This window comes from Verrucomicrobium sp. 3C (assembly GCF_000379365.1).
Taxonomy (GTDB): domain Bacteria; phylum Verrucomicrobiota; class Verrucomicrobiia; order Methylacidiphilales; family Methylacidiphilaceae; genus Methylacidimicrobium.
The window spans coordinates 1781125-1797269 of sequence record NZ_KB901875.1; the positions used below are offsets into that span (position 1 = coordinate 1781125).

Annotated in this window: 12 protein-coding genes, 1 tRNA gene and 1 rRNA gene; 11 read left to right on the forward strand and 3 right to left on the reverse strand. The window is 59.9% G+C overall.

Translation table 11 applies throughout. The annotated features are described in order from the left end of the window. The first annotated feature begins 6 nt into the window (after positions 1-6). From A37A_RS0109400 to A37A_RS0109410, 3 genes are read left to right on the forward strand one after another with little or no spacing between them, the layout of a single operon-like run. A complete protein-coding gene (locus tag A37A_RS0109400; protein ID WP_018291256.1) occupies positions 7-1752 on the forward strand; it encodes an ATP-binding cassette domain-containing protein in 1746 nt (581 codons plus the stop codon). Continuing rightward, complete coding sequence (locus A37A_RS0109405) at positions 1749-2870, forward strand: ABC transporter permease (RefSeq protein ID WP_018291257.1); 1122 nt, start codon at positions 1749-1751, stop codon at positions 2868-2870. Before A37A_RS0109400 ends, A37A_RS0109405 begins: the two co-directional genes overlap by 4 nt. Positions 2871-2883: 13 nt before the next feature. Further along, positions 2884-3993, forward strand: coding sequence for an ABC transporter permease (locus A37A_RS0109410; protein WP_020494240.1), 1110 nt, complete (start codon positions 2884-2886; stop codon positions 3991-3993). A gap of 35 nt (positions 3994-4028) precedes the next feature. On the opposite strand, the gene A37A_RS0109415 is transcribed toward A37A_RS0109410, so the two are convergent. Together A37A_RS0109415 and A37A_RS0109420 are read right to left on the reverse strand one after the other, a co-directional pair. Next, complete coding sequence (locus tag A37A_RS0109415) at positions 4029-4691, reverse strand: MotA/TolQ/ExbB proton channel family protein (protein ID WP_018291259.1); 663 nt, start codon at positions 4689-4691, stop codon at positions 4029-4031. Positions 4692-4904: 213 nt separating this feature from the next. Further along, positions 4905-6104, reverse strand: coding sequence for a hypothetical protein (locus A37A_RS0109420; protein ID WP_020494241.1), 1200 nt, complete (start codon positions 6102-6104; stop codon positions 4905-4907). Positions 6105-6569: 465 nt separating this feature from the next. Between A37A_RS0109420 and A37A_RS0109430 the strand changes: the two genes are divergently transcribed. The 6 genes from A37A_RS0109430 to nadB are packed head-to-tail and all read left to right on the forward strand — an operon-like array spanning position 6570 to position 11914. After that, the gene (locus A37A_RS0109430; RefSeq protein WP_018291263.1) at positions 6570-7637 is read left to right on the forward strand and encodes a polyprenyl synthetase family protein; all 1068 of its coding nucleotides are present in this window, start codon (positions 6570-6572) and stop codon (positions 7635-7637) included. A gap of 16 nt (positions 7638-7653) precedes the next feature. Next, positions 7654-7827, forward strand: coding sequence for a 50S ribosomal protein L34 (rpmH, locus tag A37A_RS19255; protein WP_081616240.1), 174 nt, complete (start codon positions 7654-7656; stop codon positions 7825-7827). Next, on the forward strand, positions 7820-8179 hold the full coding sequence (gene rnpA / locus A37A_RS19260; RefSeq protein WP_196799566.1) for a ribonuclease P protein component: 360 nt from the start codon (positions 7820-7822) through the stop codon (positions 8177-8179). The genes rpmH and rnpA overlap by 8 nt, the downstream gene beginning before the upstream one ends. Before the next feature lie 17 nt (positions 8180-8196). Further along, a complete protein-coding gene (gene yidD, locus A37A_RS21895; protein ID WP_304412317.1) occupies positions 8197-8478 on the forward strand; it encodes a membrane protein insertion efficiency factor YidD in 282 nt (93 codons plus the stop codon). Positions 8479-8528: 50 nt separating this feature from the next. Beyond that, the gene (yidC, locus tag A37A_RS0109440; protein ID WP_018291265.1) at positions 8529-10274 is read left to right on the forward strand and encodes a membrane protein insertase YidC; all 1746 of its coding nucleotides are present in this window, start codon (positions 8529-8531) and stop codon (positions 10272-10274) included. A 23-nt stretch (positions 10275-10297) separates the two neighbouring features. Next, positions 10298-11914, forward strand: a complete 1617-nt coding sequence (gene nadB / locus A37A_RS0109445) for an L-aspartate oxidase (protein ID WP_020494243.1) — start codon at positions 10298-10300, stop codon at positions 11912-11914. Positions 11915-11993: 79 nt separating this feature from the next. Here the strand turns inward: nadB and A37A_RS16820 are convergent, their stop codons facing one another. After that, positions 11994-13739: a glycosyltransferase family 39 protein gene (locus tag A37A_RS16820; RefSeq protein ID WP_018291267.1), complete on the reverse strand. Its 1746-nt coding sequence runs from the start codon at positions 13737-13739 to the stop codon at positions 11994-11996. Between the two features lie 577 nt (positions 13740-14316). Here A37A_RS16820 and A37A_RS0109460 point away from each other — a divergent pair. Together A37A_RS0109460 and A37A_RS0109465 are read left to right on the forward strand one after the other, a co-directional pair. Further along, positions 14317-15847, forward strand: a 16S ribosomal RNA gene (locus A37A_RS0109460). A 201-nt stretch (positions 15848-16048) separates the two neighbouring features. Continuing rightward, positions 16049-16121 (forward strand) — tRNA-Ala (locus tag A37A_RS0109465). Positions 16122-16145 lie beyond the last annotated feature (24 nt).

Genomic DNA, 16145 nt, shown 5'->3' on the forward strand with positions numbered 1-16145 from the left:
GGGGAGATGAGAGGCGCGCCCTGCATATCCCTGGACGGAATTTCCAAGTGCTTCGGAAAAGTAGAGAAGAGGGTCGTAGCGCTCGATGGAGTCTCGGTGGAGATCGCCTCCGGCCGGATCACGGGGTTGGTCGGGCCGGACGGAGCCGGGAAGACGACGCTTTTGCGAATCATCACGGGTCTCCTTAGGCCCGACGAAGGGCGGGTCACCGTCCTGGGGCTCGATGCCACGCGGCAGCAGCAGGAGCTTGCCGCATCGCTCGGGTACATGCCGCAACGCTTCGGCCTCTATGAAGACTTGACGGTTGGCGAGAATCTCGACCTTTATGCCGACCTGCAAGGCGCGCCGAAATTAGAGCGAGCGGCGCGTTTTTCGGAGCTTTTGCACATGGCGGGCCTGGCTTCTTTCCGCGAGCGGCTCTCCGGCAATCTTTCCGGAGGCATGAAGCAGAAGCTGGGGCTCGTCTGCACGCTCGTGGGCAGCCCCAGACTCCTGCTTTTGGATGAGCCGACGGTAGGAGTCGATCCCCTCTCGCGTCGGGAGCTTTGGGCCATTCTCTTCCGGCTGCGGGACGAGAAGGGCCTCTCGATCTTCGTGAGCACCTCTTATCTGGAAGAAGCCGAACGCTGCCAGCAGGTGGTGCTCTTGTCCAAGGGGAGGCTCTTGAGCGTGGGCGATCCCCGGGAGATTGCCGCCCAGGCTGCGGGAAGAACGTTCCGTGTCGAGTCGAACGAGCTTGGGCCACGTGCTCTCCATTCCCGGCTCGCCCGGATTCCCGGAGTCTTGAGCTCCTCGATCGAGGGAACGGGCGTCCGGGTCCTCGTGGCCAGCGGTTCGCTCGGGGGACTGGCGGAGGAAGGCGGACTAGGCGGCTGCCGGGCGGAGCCGGTGGCGCCCCGGTTTTCGGACGCTTTCCTGGCCGCCCTCGGCGAGAAGGGGGAGGGCCAGGGGAGGTCAAGGGCGCCTGGGACTCCTTCGGCGGAGCATCCCCGCAGGAGCGGGGAAGACGTGATCGTCGTCCGCGATCTTTCCCGCTTCTTTGGAAAGTTTGAGGCGGTGAAGAAGATCAGCTTTCATGTGCGGGCCGGAGAGGTCTTCAGCCTGCTCGGCCCCAACGGCGCCGGGAAATCGACGACCTTTCGGATGCTCTGCGGCCTTCTTCCTCCCTCCGCCGGCTTAGCCCGGGTCGCAGGGGTCGATCTTCGGACCGGAGCGGCCTCGGCACGGGCCCGCATCGGCTATGTGGCGCAAAAGTTCTCACTCTACGCCTCGCTGACGGTTCGGCAGAACATGCAATTTTTTGCGAGGGCTTACGGTCTGCCGCGGAAGGAGCAAGCGGAACGCATTGGCTGGGCGGAAGAGGAGTTCGGGCTTGCTCCTTACCGCGATGCGGATGCGGAGGCGCTACCCCTGGGTTTCAAGCAGAGGCTGGCGCTCGCCTGCGCCCTGTTGCACGAGCCTGACGTGCTTTTCCTGGACGAGCCGACATCGGGAATGGACCCATTCGCTCGAGAAGAGCTCTGGCTGAGGATTGGGGAGATGGCCCAACAGGGCGTGACCATCCTGGTGACGACACATCATCTGGAAGAAGCGGAGTTTTGCGATCGGCTGATCATTATCGCCGAAGGGCGCATCCTCGCCGAAGGAACCCCGGGCGAGATCAAAGCGCCGTTTCGCACGGCGCAAGCACCGGAACCTTCGATGGAAGAGGCTTTTGTCCGGCTGATCGAACGGAGCAGAGGAGAGGGATGAGCTTCGAGCCGATGCGCTTGGGCGCGCTCTGGCGGAAGGAGTGGATCCAGATTCGGCGGGATCCGGCCAGCATCGGAATCGGAGTCGTTCTTCCCGCCCTCTTGCTCCTGATCTTCGGCTACGGGATCTCTCTCGACGCGCTGCGCCTTCCCATCGGAGTCGTCGTCGAAAAGCCCAACCCGCTCACGGCAAGCTTCGTGGCGGGCCTGGAAGAGTCGCGCTACTTCGCTCCCCATCCGTATGGCAGCATCGGAGTTGCCGAAGAGGCGATGAGCCGGACGAAGGTGGAGGCAATTCTCTGGCTCTGGGGCGATTTCACGAGGCGCGGACTGCGCGAGGGAAATGCACCGCTCTCTCTGATCGTCAATGGAGTCGATGCGAATACGGCGCGGCTCATGGAGGGATATTTTCAAGGAGTCTGGAGTCAATGGCTGAACTGGGAGGCGAAGACCTCGGGAGAGCCGATTCTCACGCCCGTCGATGTCGAGAGCCGCATCTGGTTCAATCCCGCGCTCGAAAGCCGCCACTATCTGGCTCCCGGCGTGATCGTGATCAACATGACCTTGGTCGGGGCTCTATTGACCGCGCTCGTGATCGCGCGGGAGTGGGAACGGGGGACCATGGAAGCCCTCCTCTCGACTCCGGTTTCGGTTTCCGAGATCCTCTGGAGCAAGATCGGCCCTTACTTTGTTCTCGGCATGGGGGGGATGGCGGTCTCCGTGGGGATGGCGGTTGGCCTTTTTGGCGCGCCGCTCGTCGGCTCTCTCTGGGTGCTTTTCCTGGCCGCGGCTCTCTTCCTGCTTTCTTCGCTGGGGATGGGTCTTTTGATCTCCACCGTGTTTCGAAGCACGTTCTTGGCGAGCATGGTTGCGGTCGTCGCGACCTTTCTGCCCGCCTTCATTCTCTCGGGTTTTATTTTTGACATCGGCTCGATGCCTGGACCGATCCGCCTGTTCACCTATCTCCTTGCCGCCCGGTATTTCGTGGCTCTGCTCCAGACGATCTTTCTCGCCGGAAACGTCTGGACCGTGATCCTGCCGAATCTGGCGGCGCTCTCGCTGATGGCGTCTCTCTTTCTCGGAATTGCCTGGAAGAAGTCCCGGCGCAGCCTGGAATGAACAAGGACAGACCATGCGGCATCGTATCTTCGGACTGATCGTCAAGGAGCTCCTAGCGCTCTTCCGCGATAAGAGGAGTCGGTTTGTCGTGATTGGTCCGCCACTGATCCAGCTGATCATTTTCGGCTATGCGGCCACCTTCGATGTCAACCGCATCCCTTACGCCAGCTACGACGAGGAGAACAGCGGCGTCTCGCGCGACCTGCTCGCCCGCTTCGAGGGCTCCCAAGTCTTCCGACTCCGCGGGCGGATTCATTCGGATGACGAGCTTGCGAAGGCAATCGACCGGAAGGAGGTCCTCCTCGTGCTCCATATCGGGCGCAACTTCAGCCGGGATCTCTTCGCCTCTCCTCCTGCCCGGATGCAAGTGATCGTCGATGGGAGAAACTCGAACACGGCCGGCATCCTGCTCGGCTACGTCGGCCAGATCGTCGCCAATTTCAACGCAAGCTGGCTTCCGCTGCATGGAATCAAGCCTCCTCCGGCGGTCCTTCAGCCGCGTGCCTGGTTCAATCCCAACCTGGAGTCCCGCTGGTTTATTGTGCCCGGGCTGCTGGGGACCCTGACTCTGGTGGTTTCGATCATGACGGTCGGCCTGTCGGTCGCCAGAGAACGCGAAGCAGGCACTCTCGACCAGCTCCTGGTGACCCCGATGAGCCCATTGGAAATCGTCTTGGGAAAGGTGATTCCTGGGTTCCTGGTGGCCATGGGCGAGGTCACCTTGATCTTTCTGGCCGCGATCTTCTGGTTTCGCATCCCGTTCGTCGGCAACTTGTTTGCGCTCTACGTGGGGCTTGCCTTCTTTAGCCTGGCGACGATCGGGGTGGGGCTGATCATCTCCTCGATCTCGATGACTCAGCAGCAGGCGCTTCTGGGCAGTTTTTTCTTCCTGAGCCCCGCGATCGTGCTCTCTGGTTTTTCCACGCCGATCCGGAACATGCCGGAGCTGGTTCAGTGGCTGACGTTTCTGAATCCCTTGCGTTTTGCGTTGGTTGTGACGCGGAGGGTGTTCCTCGAGGGGGCGGGTTTTGCAGAAGTTTGGCCGCCATTCATCCCCATGGCGCTGATTGCTGCAGGGAGCTTGCTCGGGGCTTGGTGGGTCTTTCGGCGACGGGTGGGATAGGTTCCGATCGAACTGCTGAATTCTGATCAAACTGCTTAATATTCGGGAGCCGGCGCCTCGGTATAGATCTTGGCGAGGAGATCGGAGCAGAGATTCTCGAGTTCGACGCCGAAGGCTTCCACCCGACGAGTATAGATGCTGTGCGCGATGAGGCAGGGGACCGCGATCGCCAGGCCAGCCAGTGTCGTGTGGAGCGCTTCCGAGATCCCGTGGGCGATCGCCGCTCCTTGCGTGGCCATCCCATGGGTTCCGACGTTGCCGAAGATCGTGATCAGGCCCGAGAGCGTCCCTAAGAGGCCGAGCAGCGGCCCGATGCCCGTAATGATCTCCAAGAGGACGAGTCCTCTTTCGAGCTGGGCGATCTCGGCTCGCGCCTTCACCTGCAGGGCTTCCGTATTCTCGAACTTCGACCAGGTGATATTTTGCAGGCAGGAGCGCGCCAGCCGGCTGAGCACCGTTTTCTCTTTCTCACAGAGCTTTTCGATGCGCTCGGGGCTTTCTCCCCAGCCAAGCTCCTGGATGGCGCGGGCAAGCCGAGAGGGGATGATGCGGCGGCGGCGAAGCGCAAAGCCCCGCTCCAGGATGACCGCCAAGCCGATGATCGAACAGAGGACGACGGGGTAGATAAAGATGCCGGCCGCGTCGATGAAGCGGCCGGCGGAACCGAAGACATCGGAAAGGTTCGCTTGGCTAAGCATCCTCTAACCTCATGTTGTGAACATTCACTTGCGCCCGCCTCAGGAATGACAGACTCCGCTGGAGAGGATGGATCCGTGCAAAGGTCGAGCTGAAGACTTGCAGGCAAAAGACATTTACCACGATAGGAGATCGGGTGCTAGCTGAAAATTGCGAACCGGCCGGATGGCGCGGCAGGAAAGGATGGGGGACGGAATGAGGAGGGGACATGCCGGCTAGTAGATGCTAAAGGTAATCTCTTCCCAGAATCCCCCGCCCAGTTGCGTCTTCATCCCTTCGGAGAAGGGCTCGAAGGGCGCGGAAAGCCGGACGGAGTCGTTGGAGATAGTTCTCAGCACCTCCGTGCGCCCTTCTTCGGAGACGATTTGCAGGTTCCGGATGGTTCCGTCCGATTGGACATAGAACCGAAGCTGGACGGCTCCAAGGGCGAGCAGCGCCATATTCTGTTCCACTTCGAGATACCAGCGGGAGCCGATGGCGCGATACATCCGGGCCTTGTAGCGGCCCAGTTCCGTTTCCCGAGTGGCAGGGGAGGCGGGACCGATCTCGGCGGTGTGGCCCCCGGAGAGCTGCATCCGGTGCCTAGGGAGGGAAGCCGGGGAGGGGGGCGGAGCGGGGGGTGGAGTCGCTTCGGGCTCGGGTTTCTCTTCCGGCCGCTGCTGGCTCTCCTCCGCAGGATCTTGCGTGCGCGGGCGTTTGGCCTCGGGCCGCGAAGTTTCGTCGGCGAGCTTCTCTCCCTGCTTCTGGCTTGCCGCCTCCTCGGGGTTTTTGGGCTTTTCGGGAGAAAAGGGGAGCAGCGGCTTGGCATCCGGGATATCTCTCGGGAAAACATCGGGACGCCGAGGATCGGCGACTTTTGGCGCCTCGGCTTCCTCTTTGACCACCTTTTTCTCTTCCTGTTTCGGCTTCTCCGCTGGCTTCTCCTCGGCCTTCTCTGGCTTTTCCGCCGATTTGTTTTGAACCGGCGTGGGTTTGGATGGGGACGCTTGCGGAGAGGGTTGGCTTTGCGGCTGGGGGCGGGAAGGCTGCGACGGGCCGGAAGGCCTCCGCGGGGCGGGACGGCTCGCTGGTTGATCCTGATAGGTCATCGAGGCGCGCGGATGCCCCTGCATCTGAGGGATGGGCGAATCCTTTTGCGCGTCACGCTTCTCGCTCCGCAGCGCCGTATTGCGATCCGACTGCAAGGGCGTTCGCGGGTCGACCTGGTCGCTCTTTTGCCACTCTTCGGTGGGCATGAAGGTGTCGGGGGAAACCATTTGGAGCATGGTCAGGCTGGGCGGCGGAGGGCTGGGCGGCGGAGCAGACGGGAAGAGGTGGATACCGATTCCCGAGGTAAAAAGGAGGGTGAAGATGAGATGCAGAAGAAGCGAGACGATCAGGAACCCGCCGATTCGAGATCGCGTTTTGGTCTCCATCGATTTCGCAGTATAGCACTCGGAGTTCCTCTTGCCTATGACTAGCCTGCATGGCTCACAAGCGTTCTCCTGCGGTTTGCGAAATGGATCCGGCTGCTTCGTGGGACTTGGGTTTTTGGCGCTCCTCGAGTATGTGTCATCCTACAGCGGCGGGGGAAAACCGGCGCTGCGACTTGCATCCAGGCCCATCGCCCCGCGCCTCGGATACGAACTTTGTCAAGACATGCCGGCTAGAGGGCTTTCTCGCGGCCTTTCCGCGACTTGGCCCTTTCGTGGCACGCGGACAGCAGGCGGCAAAGAACGTTTGGGAAGAGATGGGATTCGCATACCTTTTTTTCGACCAGCCCCCTCATGCGGAAATCCGCAAGCCGCCTCTCCTGGTTTGACAGAAGAAAAAACAGATGCGTATGGTGATCGGCGCTTTTCAAGTGTGAACAAGGATCCCCTGCGGGCACGGAGATTGTTTTGAAGCGGAATGACCAGAACTGGCAAGAGCATGTGGCGGACCGTCTTAGCGCCGTCGCCGCGTTTGAGACGGCGCTGGCCCAGATCGATCGGGAGGTGGTCCGGCAGGCAGACGAGTTGGACCCTTGGATTCGACCTCATTTCCATTCGCTTCTGGCCAACCGAGGGAAGCGTTTGCGGCCTCTGTTGGTTGTTCTTGCCGCGGGCGCTAGTGGCGGGGTGCGGGCGGACCACATTCACTTAGCTGTCGTCGTGGAGATGATCCATGTGGCGACGTTGATTCATGACGACATCCTCGATGACGCTAGGATTCGGAGAGGGGAGCCGACGGCGACCTCGCGGTGGGGGAACGAGGTGTCGGTCCTGTTGGGAGACACCCTGTTTGCCCACGCCCTCCGGATTTGCGCGAAGCTGCCGGAAGGCGCTGTCGAACGGGTGGCGTCTGCCGTATGCACCGTTTGCTCTGGAGAGATTTTGCAGACTCAGCGCCGATTCGATTGGGATCTTCGAGAGGAAGATTACTTCGAAATTATCGGGCGAAAAACCGGGGAGTTCTTCCGGATGCCTTGCGAGGTGAGCGCGTGGCTCAATGGGGTATCCGATGATCTCTGCCGTGCCTTGGGCCGTTATGGCATGGCTTTAGGAAGCGCCTACCAGATTTATGATGACTGCTTGGATCTCCTGGGGAAGGAAGAGGTCATAGGCAAAACTCTAGGCACCGATTGGGGAGGTGGAAAACCGACCCTGCCGATTCTCTATCTTCTCGATTCGGGAAACGTGACGCGTCGCAACGAGTTGATCGACGCGTTCCATCGAGGAGAGTTTATGAGCAGGGATGATCTTCTCCCCTTGCTTGCCGAAAATGGAGTTTTGCCGAGGACCCAGAAAAAGGTGAAGGGCATTCTCCGAAGCGCGAGAAACGAGTTAGCAACGCTCTCGCCGGGTGATTCCAAGCAAGCGCTGGAAGAGGTGGCCGATCTCCTCGGTAGTCAGGCGGATCGTCTGGTAGAAGGGAAGCTGGCGGGATCGTTACCCGGCAACGGCTCGCAAGGGGAGGAGACGGAGTAAAAGTGAGGGAAAACGAATGAAGCGAACTTATCAACCTTCGAAGCGGTGTCGAGTACGGCAGCATGGCTTCCTTGAGAGGACCCGCTCACGTACCGGGCGGATTGTCCTGCGGCGTCGCCGGGCAAAGGGCCGATACCGACTTGTCCCCAAGAGTGTGGAGCGCAAGTTTGCCCGCCACGCGGGTGCTTAGTGGGTCGCTGGTCGGACTTCCGTCGACGAAGACGATACGAAAGACGCGCGCAATCGGGCTATTTTTTGCGTCGGGAAGACGTTTGAACGATGGCGCGCTGCTCTTGCTCATCCTGCCGCGCGCTTCTGAGAGCGAGGGAGTGGTGTTTTTCGTCACGCCTCGAAAGATCGGGAACGCCGTCGTCCGCAATCGCGTTCGGCGCCGAATGCGGGAGGTATTTCGTCGCTGGGTCTATCGCGCCGACGATCCTTGGATGTATGGGTGGGTTGCAAAACGCTCAGCGGCTTCGCTCGACTTCTGGCGGCTGAAAGAGAAAATGGTGGCCTTGGCAACCCGGGCTCAGGAAAAGTGAAGCGAGGCACTCATTGGATGCTGGCGATCTACCGCGTAGTGCTGACCCCGCTGCGCCAGACATTCGGATTGTACGGATGTTGTCGACATGTGCCGACCTGTTCGGAATATTGCTCCCAAGCCGTGAAGAGATACGGGTACGGGCGGGGGCTTTGGCTCTGTTTGTGCCGACTCCTTCGGTGCCATCCGTGGGGCACTTCGGGCTGGGATCCCGTTCCTGGGTCTGATTGGCCTGCGCCGGAAGGAAGGGGCACGCGTGGCGGAACGGACGGTTCTATGCGGACCAGGAGTCGCGGATGATCGTCTTCCGCTCGGAGCGGTAGAACGTCGGTAAATCGGGAAAGGATACGATGGATCGAAAGGGATGGTTTGGGCTGAGCTTGTGCGTGATCGGCCTTTTCGCTTGGCAGTGGTATGTGATCACTCACTATGGTCCGCCCCACGCGCCGAAAGCGGAGCAAACGACGAACCCGAATCCCGAGGCAGGGCTCAAGCTCCCCTCTACCGTGTCGGAGGGAACGGCGAGCGAGGGCATCGGCGAAATCGAGCCGGGAGAAGCGTTGCCGAACTCGACGAATCTCCCTCCGGAGGAAACGGCTGTTCTCGAGAATTCGGAGTTGAAGGTGATTTTGACCTCCTGGGGAGGGGCCATCCGCTCGATCGAGCTCAAAAACCAGCGCGCGCATGGAGACGAGCCGCTTGTCCTGAATCGGTTCAGCAGAGAGCCGGTCTTAAATGTGACGGGATGGGAGGAACGATCGGCTCTGGCGGCTTATCGTTGTAGCCAGGAGGGAAAAGAGGTCGTTTTTGCCCGCACCCTCGTCAACGGCGTGGAACTGCGGCGTCGATACCGGCTCAACTCGGAGTATGAGATCCGGCTCGACCAACAGTGGGCCAATCCGGCACCTCGGGAGGTCACGCTCCCTCGGTGGAGACTTCTCGTCGGGGTGGGGGAGCCAATCCACCGGCAGGATCCGCCGGGCTCCATTGCGGCGAACTGGCTCTCCGCCCAGGGAAAGCTGGGTCGGATTAGTCTGCCAGATTTTGGCTCCGCTGGATTCCTTGGCTTCCAATGGCGGAGTCCCCGTTCTCTCATCGACAGTCCTAAAGAGTCGATGCGCTGGGTCGCGGTGAAAAGCCAGTTCTATGCTACGATTCTTCTCCCTCCTGGAACCCTTCCGCCTGATCGTCTGATCTGCGTTTCCGAGCCCCTGCTGGATTTCCCCAGAGGGGGGAAAGGCCAGCCGCCGTCGGGTTTGAAGGCTTGGGCTTCCTTTCCGGACATCGTGCTTCCGCCCGGCTCCTCGCTCGCAACGACGTATACCGTTTTCGCTGGGCCCAAAGAGTACAGCTTGCTGAAAAGCCTGGGATCCGAGACCGATCGAATCTTGGATTACGGATTCTGGGGCTGGATCGTAAAACCCCTGATCTGGTGCATGGTCCATTTGCATCAGATTCTTCCGAACTACGGAGTTGTCATCATTGTCTTCACCCTTGGGATCAAGGCTGTCTTTTGGCCCCTTCAATCCAAGGCAAACCGCCATATGAAGGAGATGCAAGCGCTCAGTCCGCGCGTGAAGGAACTGCAGGCCCAATACAAGGAACAGCCCGAGAAGATGCAGGCCGAACTCATGAAGCTCTACCGGGAGTTCGGGGTGAATCCGGTCGGAGGCTGTCTTCCCGTGGCCGTACAGGTTCCCATTTTCATCGGCTTTTACACGATGCTGCAAAGCGCGGTGGAATTGCGGCATCAATCCTTCTTGTGGATCCACGATCTTACTCGGCCGGACACCGTAGCGACTCTCCCGGTCATTGGCCTGGATATTAATCCGCTGCCACTGATCATGGTGGGCACGCAGATCATCCTGGCACGGATGAGTTCCCCGGCCGCCGAGAACCCGCAGACTCGCATGATGCAATGGATGCCAGTCTTCTTCCTCGCCTTCTTTTACAACTTCGCCGCGGCATTGCCTCTTTACTGGACGGTGAACAACATCGTTTCAATGGCCCAGACCTATTGGAATCTGCGTAAGCCCGTGCCTACGCTGCATCGCGTCAAGAAACAAAAGGCATCGGGGCTTTCGCTCCGGAAGTGACGAGCGAGAAAAATGGGGAGCGCATGGAATCCCCGAAGCAATTTGACTTCTTAGTCCTCGGCAGCGGACTGGCGGGCCTCTTTTATGCGCTGGAGGCGTCTAAAGCCGGAACCGTGGCGATTCTGACGAAGGGGCGCGCACAGGAGTCGAACACGCTTCATGCTCAGGGAGGGGTCGCTTGCGTCGCCTCCGCGACCGACACGTTCGACCTGCATGTCCAGGATACGCTGGTTTCTGGGAGCGGGCTTTGCAAGGAAGAGGTTGTCCGCGGAATTATCGAGGATGGACCCGACCGCATCCGTGATCTAGCCCGGTTGGGGGTCCGTTTCACGACCCGTCCGGGGGAGGAGAGAGAGTTGTGGGATTTGGGAAAGGAAGGAGGGCATAGCCGCCGCCGGATCTTTCATGTGGATGATGCCACGGGGAAGGAAATTGAACAGGTCCTCTTGCAGGCCGTTTGCCTCAATCCTCGGATCCAGGTTTTTGAGCGCTACCAAGCCGTCGACTTGATCACGCTCGGGAAGTTGGGATACTCCGCGGAAAATCGTTGCATGGGCTGTTATGCCCTGGATCGCACCTCGGGCAGGGTGGAGGTGTTCTGTGCCCACCACACCCTATTGGCGACGGGCGGTTGCGGAAAGGTCTACCTCTACACGACCAATCCCGATGTGGCGACCGGGGACGGCGTTGCCATGGCCTTCCGAGCCGGCGTGCCGATCGCCAACATGGAGTTCATTCAGTTTCATCCCACCTGTCTCTATCATCCGCAGGCGAAGAGCTTCCTGATCAGTGAGGCTCTGCGCGGGGAGGGGGCGCTGCTGCTCAATCAGGCGGGACAGCGATTCTTGTCCGGCGTCGATCCGAGAGCCGAGCTGGCTCCACGCGATATCGTGGCGCGTGCGATCGATGCGGAAATCAAGCGGAGCGGGCATCCCTGCGTCTATCTCGATATCCGCAGGAAGGGGAAGGAGTACCTCCAGGGGAGGTTTCCGACGATCTATTCCGCTTGCCTTCGGTGCGGCATTGACATGGCCGCGGATCTGATCCCTGTGGTTCCCGCGGCCCATTACCAGTGCGGCGGGGTGGTTACGGATATTGACGGGCGCACAGAACTACCGGGACTTTGGGCGTCGGGGGAAGTGGCGTGCACGGGCTTGCACGGAGCGAATCGGCTGGCAAGCAACTCCCTTTTGGAGGCCGTTGTCGTTTCCTACCGGGCAGCGCGAGCGAGCGTCGCGGCAGGGCCCCTTTCGCGAAAAATCTCCATTCCGCCGTGGGACGAGGGGTCGGCCGCAGATCCCGATGAGCTTGTGGTCGTGGCGCACAACTGGCGCGAGGTTCGCGAACTCATGTGGGATTACGTGGGTATCGTTCGGACGAGGAAACGGCTGCGGCGCGCGGGCATGCGTCTCCAGAATCTGGCTAGGGAGATTCGCGAATACTATTGGAGCTATCGCCTCAACGCCGACTTGATCGATCTCCGGAATCTCGTTCTGGTCGCCTCCCTAATCGTCGACTCGGCGCTGGAGCGCCCCGAAAGCCGCGGGTTGCACTACATCCTCGACTTTCCCAAACTCGACGATTCTCATCCTCCGAGCGATACGATCCTTCGCCGCTCGGAGGTTTCGATCGACGAGTGAGCGTCTGCTCGCGCCCGGCCCTCCAGGCAGAGCCGCATGCAGGCTCGCGAGCGTCACGACGGGCGCGTGCGTGGCGGCCTCATTGCGGCTTTTCCGGAATCTCCATCGGACGTGGACGAACGCGAACTTCCAGGTCGACCCAGGAAAAGCGGGCCGAATCGAAACCATCGATGCGGGCCGCCTTGATCCCGACATCGTTCGATTGGACGGAAGAGAGCGAGAGCGGAGGGGAAACCTCGATGGGTGTCCGCCCGGACAAAAAAAGCCACTGGAGCGCGTCCCGTAAAGTTCTCTCCCTTTCAAGGCGGACGAAGAAAAAGGGTGCGCTTGTTCCGGACAAAGAGCCCGGACTCTGCTCTTTTGACGTCATGATCCATCGGTGATGGGAGTAGAAGACAAGGCTCGGTTCCGTATAGCCGGAAGAGACGAAGATGGTATCGCCGGGAAGATCTTTCCATAGGCCGCGGAGGGTCAGCGCCGGTTCGACGCTCCGCAAGCTCGTCCCCAGCAGATGAAAGCTGCCCGCGAGGGCGAGCAGCGAAAGCCCCAGGCCGATGGGGAGGAAGAGAGGAGAAGGACGAGCCCAAGGCGAAGCTGCGCTTGCGGAAAACAGGGTTGCCTTCGCAACCAGCGCCAAAAGGCAGAGCGAGAGGAGGACGCCGCCGAGCGCCCAAAGAGCGGTCCGAAGCGCCGCATAGTGCCCTTCCCAAGGGCGTGTCAGGGTTGCCGCGAGGGTGAAGCTTCCCGCAAGGAAGCCCACACCCCAGAGTGACCAGAAAATGACGAGGCTCATCCGTCGAGGACGAACCGTGGCCGCTGCTTGCCCCAAGAGAAGAAAGAACGCAGGGAATCCGGGCAAGAGGTAGTGAGGTAGCTGCGTGGCGTAGGGAGTGAAGAGGAGGAAGGGAGAGAAAAGCCAGGAGAGGAGAAAGGCGGAGCGGGAAGAGTAGTTCTTCTGGAGCGAGACCAAGATCCAGCCGAGAAACGCGGACCATGGGAAGAGGCTGAGCAGCGAGGAAACCAAGTAGTAACCCCAGAAATGGGGTCGGCCATCGAACGCTTCTACGCCGCGGCGGAGAACGTGTTCACCCATCCCCTCGGTCCAAAAGGCTCCATGAGTTGAAAGCAGCGCTGGAATCCCCCAGAGCGCAATGATGCCGACCGCGACGGCCGAACCCCGGAAGGCATGCAGCCGCCTCCATGGGGCGGGGCTCCTCCAAAGGAGAAAGCGCCAGAGCAGGAGGCCCACAAGCGGAACGGCCCAGGCGACCGGGCCTTTGGCCAGAAAGCCTAGGGCGAGGTCGACCCAGAGGATGCAAGTCCAGGCTGCTGTCCCGCCTTCCAAGAGACGCAGAATCGCCCACTGAGCAGCGACGATCGAGACAACCATCGGCATGTCCGCCACGGCCAGCCGGCCGTGAATGAGAAACTGAAGAGAGGTGGCTCCCGAGAGCGCCGCGACGACTCCGGCTCGGAGGCCAAAAAGGGACCGGCCCATGAGAAAGAGGAGGAGACAGAGGAGGGCGGTCAGGAGAATCGAAGGCATTCGGGCTCCAATCTCGTTCTCGCCAAAAATGCGGAAGCATACGCCCATGAGCCAGTAGATCAAGGGAGGCTTGTCGAGGCGATAGTCGCCGTTGAAGAATGGCACGCTCCACTCGCCTCGTTCTCCCATTTCGCGAGTCGCTTCGGCGAAGCGGGGCTCGTCCCGGTCGATGAGCGGCAGCGCAGCCGACCCAGATAAGGAGAGCAGGAGGGAAAGCAGCGGAAGGGCGAATAGAAGCAGCCGGGATCCGGCCGTCGATTCCGCTGGATCCGAAAGCACCGGAGGCCGGGGGTCAGGCGGTGAAGCGGAGGCTTCGCTCACGAGGGGACTATCCCATGGAGCCTAAGCCGCCATTTCTCACAAGCTTTCTCCTGTGGCTTGCAAAATGGGCTCGTCTGCTTGGCTCTCGCTTGGTTTTCCATCCTTGCAGTATGTCTTCATACAGCTCCGGTGGAAAACCGGCGCCTCGCCTTGCATCCAAGCCCATTTGCGGCGCCTCGGCTACGAAATTTGTGAAAAATGGCGGCTAGAGGACATCTTGTCAAATCTAGAGCCTGGCATTCGGAGAACGAAAAAAGACGGCCCATTACCCTGGACGCGCTTTTTTTTTATCAAAAAGGCCTTGCCTTCCGAGGGCCCTTTCACGATAGTCAAACTTCTCCGCCGGAAATAAGGCGGCTCTGCGCGAGAGCGCGCGGAGGATGATCTTTGAAAATGGTTTCGCCAAAGCGAAACAGAATTGAATTGTGCGGGACGCCCAAATTTTGCAAAGAGCTTTGTGACGCTGTCCGCCCTTCGGCAACGAGGGGAGGAATAGCAATCCCGGCTTGACCGGGAAAGTCAGCATCATCTCTTCATTACGGAGAGTTTGATTCTGGCTCAGAGCGAACGCTGGCGGCGTGGATAAGACATGCAAGTCGCACGCAGCTTGTTTCCTAGCAATAGGAGGCGAGTTCAGTGGCGAACGGGTGAGTAACGCGTGGGAATCTACTCCAAAGTGGGGAATAGCCCGGCGAAAGCCGGGGTAATTCCGCATGTGGTCTAGCCTAGCTAGATTAAAGCGGGGGACTCGAAAGGGCCTCGCGCTTCGGAATGAGCCCGCGTCCTATCAGCTAGTTGGCGGGGTAAATGCCCACCAAGGCGATGACGGGTAGCTGGTCTGAGAGGATGGCCAGCCACACTGGGACTGAGACACGGCCCAGACACCTACGGGTGGCAGCAGTCGAGAATTTTTCACAATGGGCGAAAGCCTGATGGAGCGACGCCGCGTGGAGGAGGAAGGCCTTCGGGTTGTAAACTCCTGTCACCGCAGAACAAGGTTCGCCTGCCGAATAAGCGGGAGGACTTGATAGTATGTGGAGAGGAAGGGACGGCTAACTCTGTGCCAGCAGCCGCGGTAATACAGAGGTCCCGAGCGTTGCTCGGATTTACTGGGCGTAAAGGGTGTGTAGGAGGTTGGGAAAGTCGAATGTGAAATCCCTCTGCCTAACGGAGGAACTGCGTTCGAAACTACCCGGCTAGAGGTTCGGATGGGGAAGCGGAACTCTCGGTGTAGCAGTGAAATGCGTAGATATCGAGAGGAACACCGGTGGCGAAGGCGGCTTCCTGGACGAAACCTGACTCTGAAACACGAAAGCTAGGGGAGCAAACGGGATTAGATACCCCGGTAGTCCTAGCCGTAAACGGTGTGCGTTAGGTGTTGGCGGATTCGACCCCGCCGGTGCCGAAGCTAACGCATTAAACGCACCGCCTGAGGAGTACGGTCGCAAGGCTAAAACTCAAAGAAATTGACGGGGGCCCGCACAAGCGGTGGAGCATGTGGCTTAATTCGATGCAACGCGAAGAACCTTACCTGGCCTTGACATGCAGCGTTCAGTCCCGGAAACGGGATGGCCCGCAAGGGCGAGCTGCACAGGTGCTGCATGGCTGTCGTCAGCTCGTGTCGTGAGATGTTGGGTTAAGTCCCCCAACGAGCGCAACCCCTGTGTCTAGTTGCCGAAAGGCTCTCTAGACAGACTGCCCTCTTCAAGGGGGAGGAAGGTGGGGACGACGTCAAGTCAGGATGGCCCTTATGGCCAGGGCTGCACACGTGCTACAATGCTCGGTACAAAGGGACGCAAGACCGCGAGGTGTAGCAAATCCCCAAAACCGAGCCCAGTTCAGATTGAAGGCTGCAACTCGCCTTCATGAAGCCGGAATCGCTAGTAATGGCGCATCAGCTACGGCGCCGTGAATACGTTCCCGGGCCTTGTACACACCGCCCGTCACATCCTGAAAGCTGGCTGTACCCGAAGCCGTTCTCTTGAGCGTCGAAGGTGTGGCTAGTGATTGGGATGAAGTCGTAACAAGGTAGCCGTAGGGGAACCTGCGGCTGGATCACCTCCTTTCTAAGGAGTAGGTTCGGGTTGGAGAAGGGAGAAAAACCTTTCGACAATTTCCCGGACTAGGTCGACTTCCCTCTTTGGATGGCTGAAGAGGGAAGTGGAATTCCGCAAGGAGTTCCACGGGCGTCACGCACAGTTCAATTCTGATTCGTAAAAATTCGCAGTCCGATGAGTGGGCGAGCAGGTATGTCCTTTCCGATAGAAGGGGGCATAGCTCAGTTGGTAGAGCGACAGCTTTGCACGCTGTAGGTCAGGGGTTCGAATCCCCTTGCCTCCAGGTAAGTTCGCTGTGGAGCCTGTA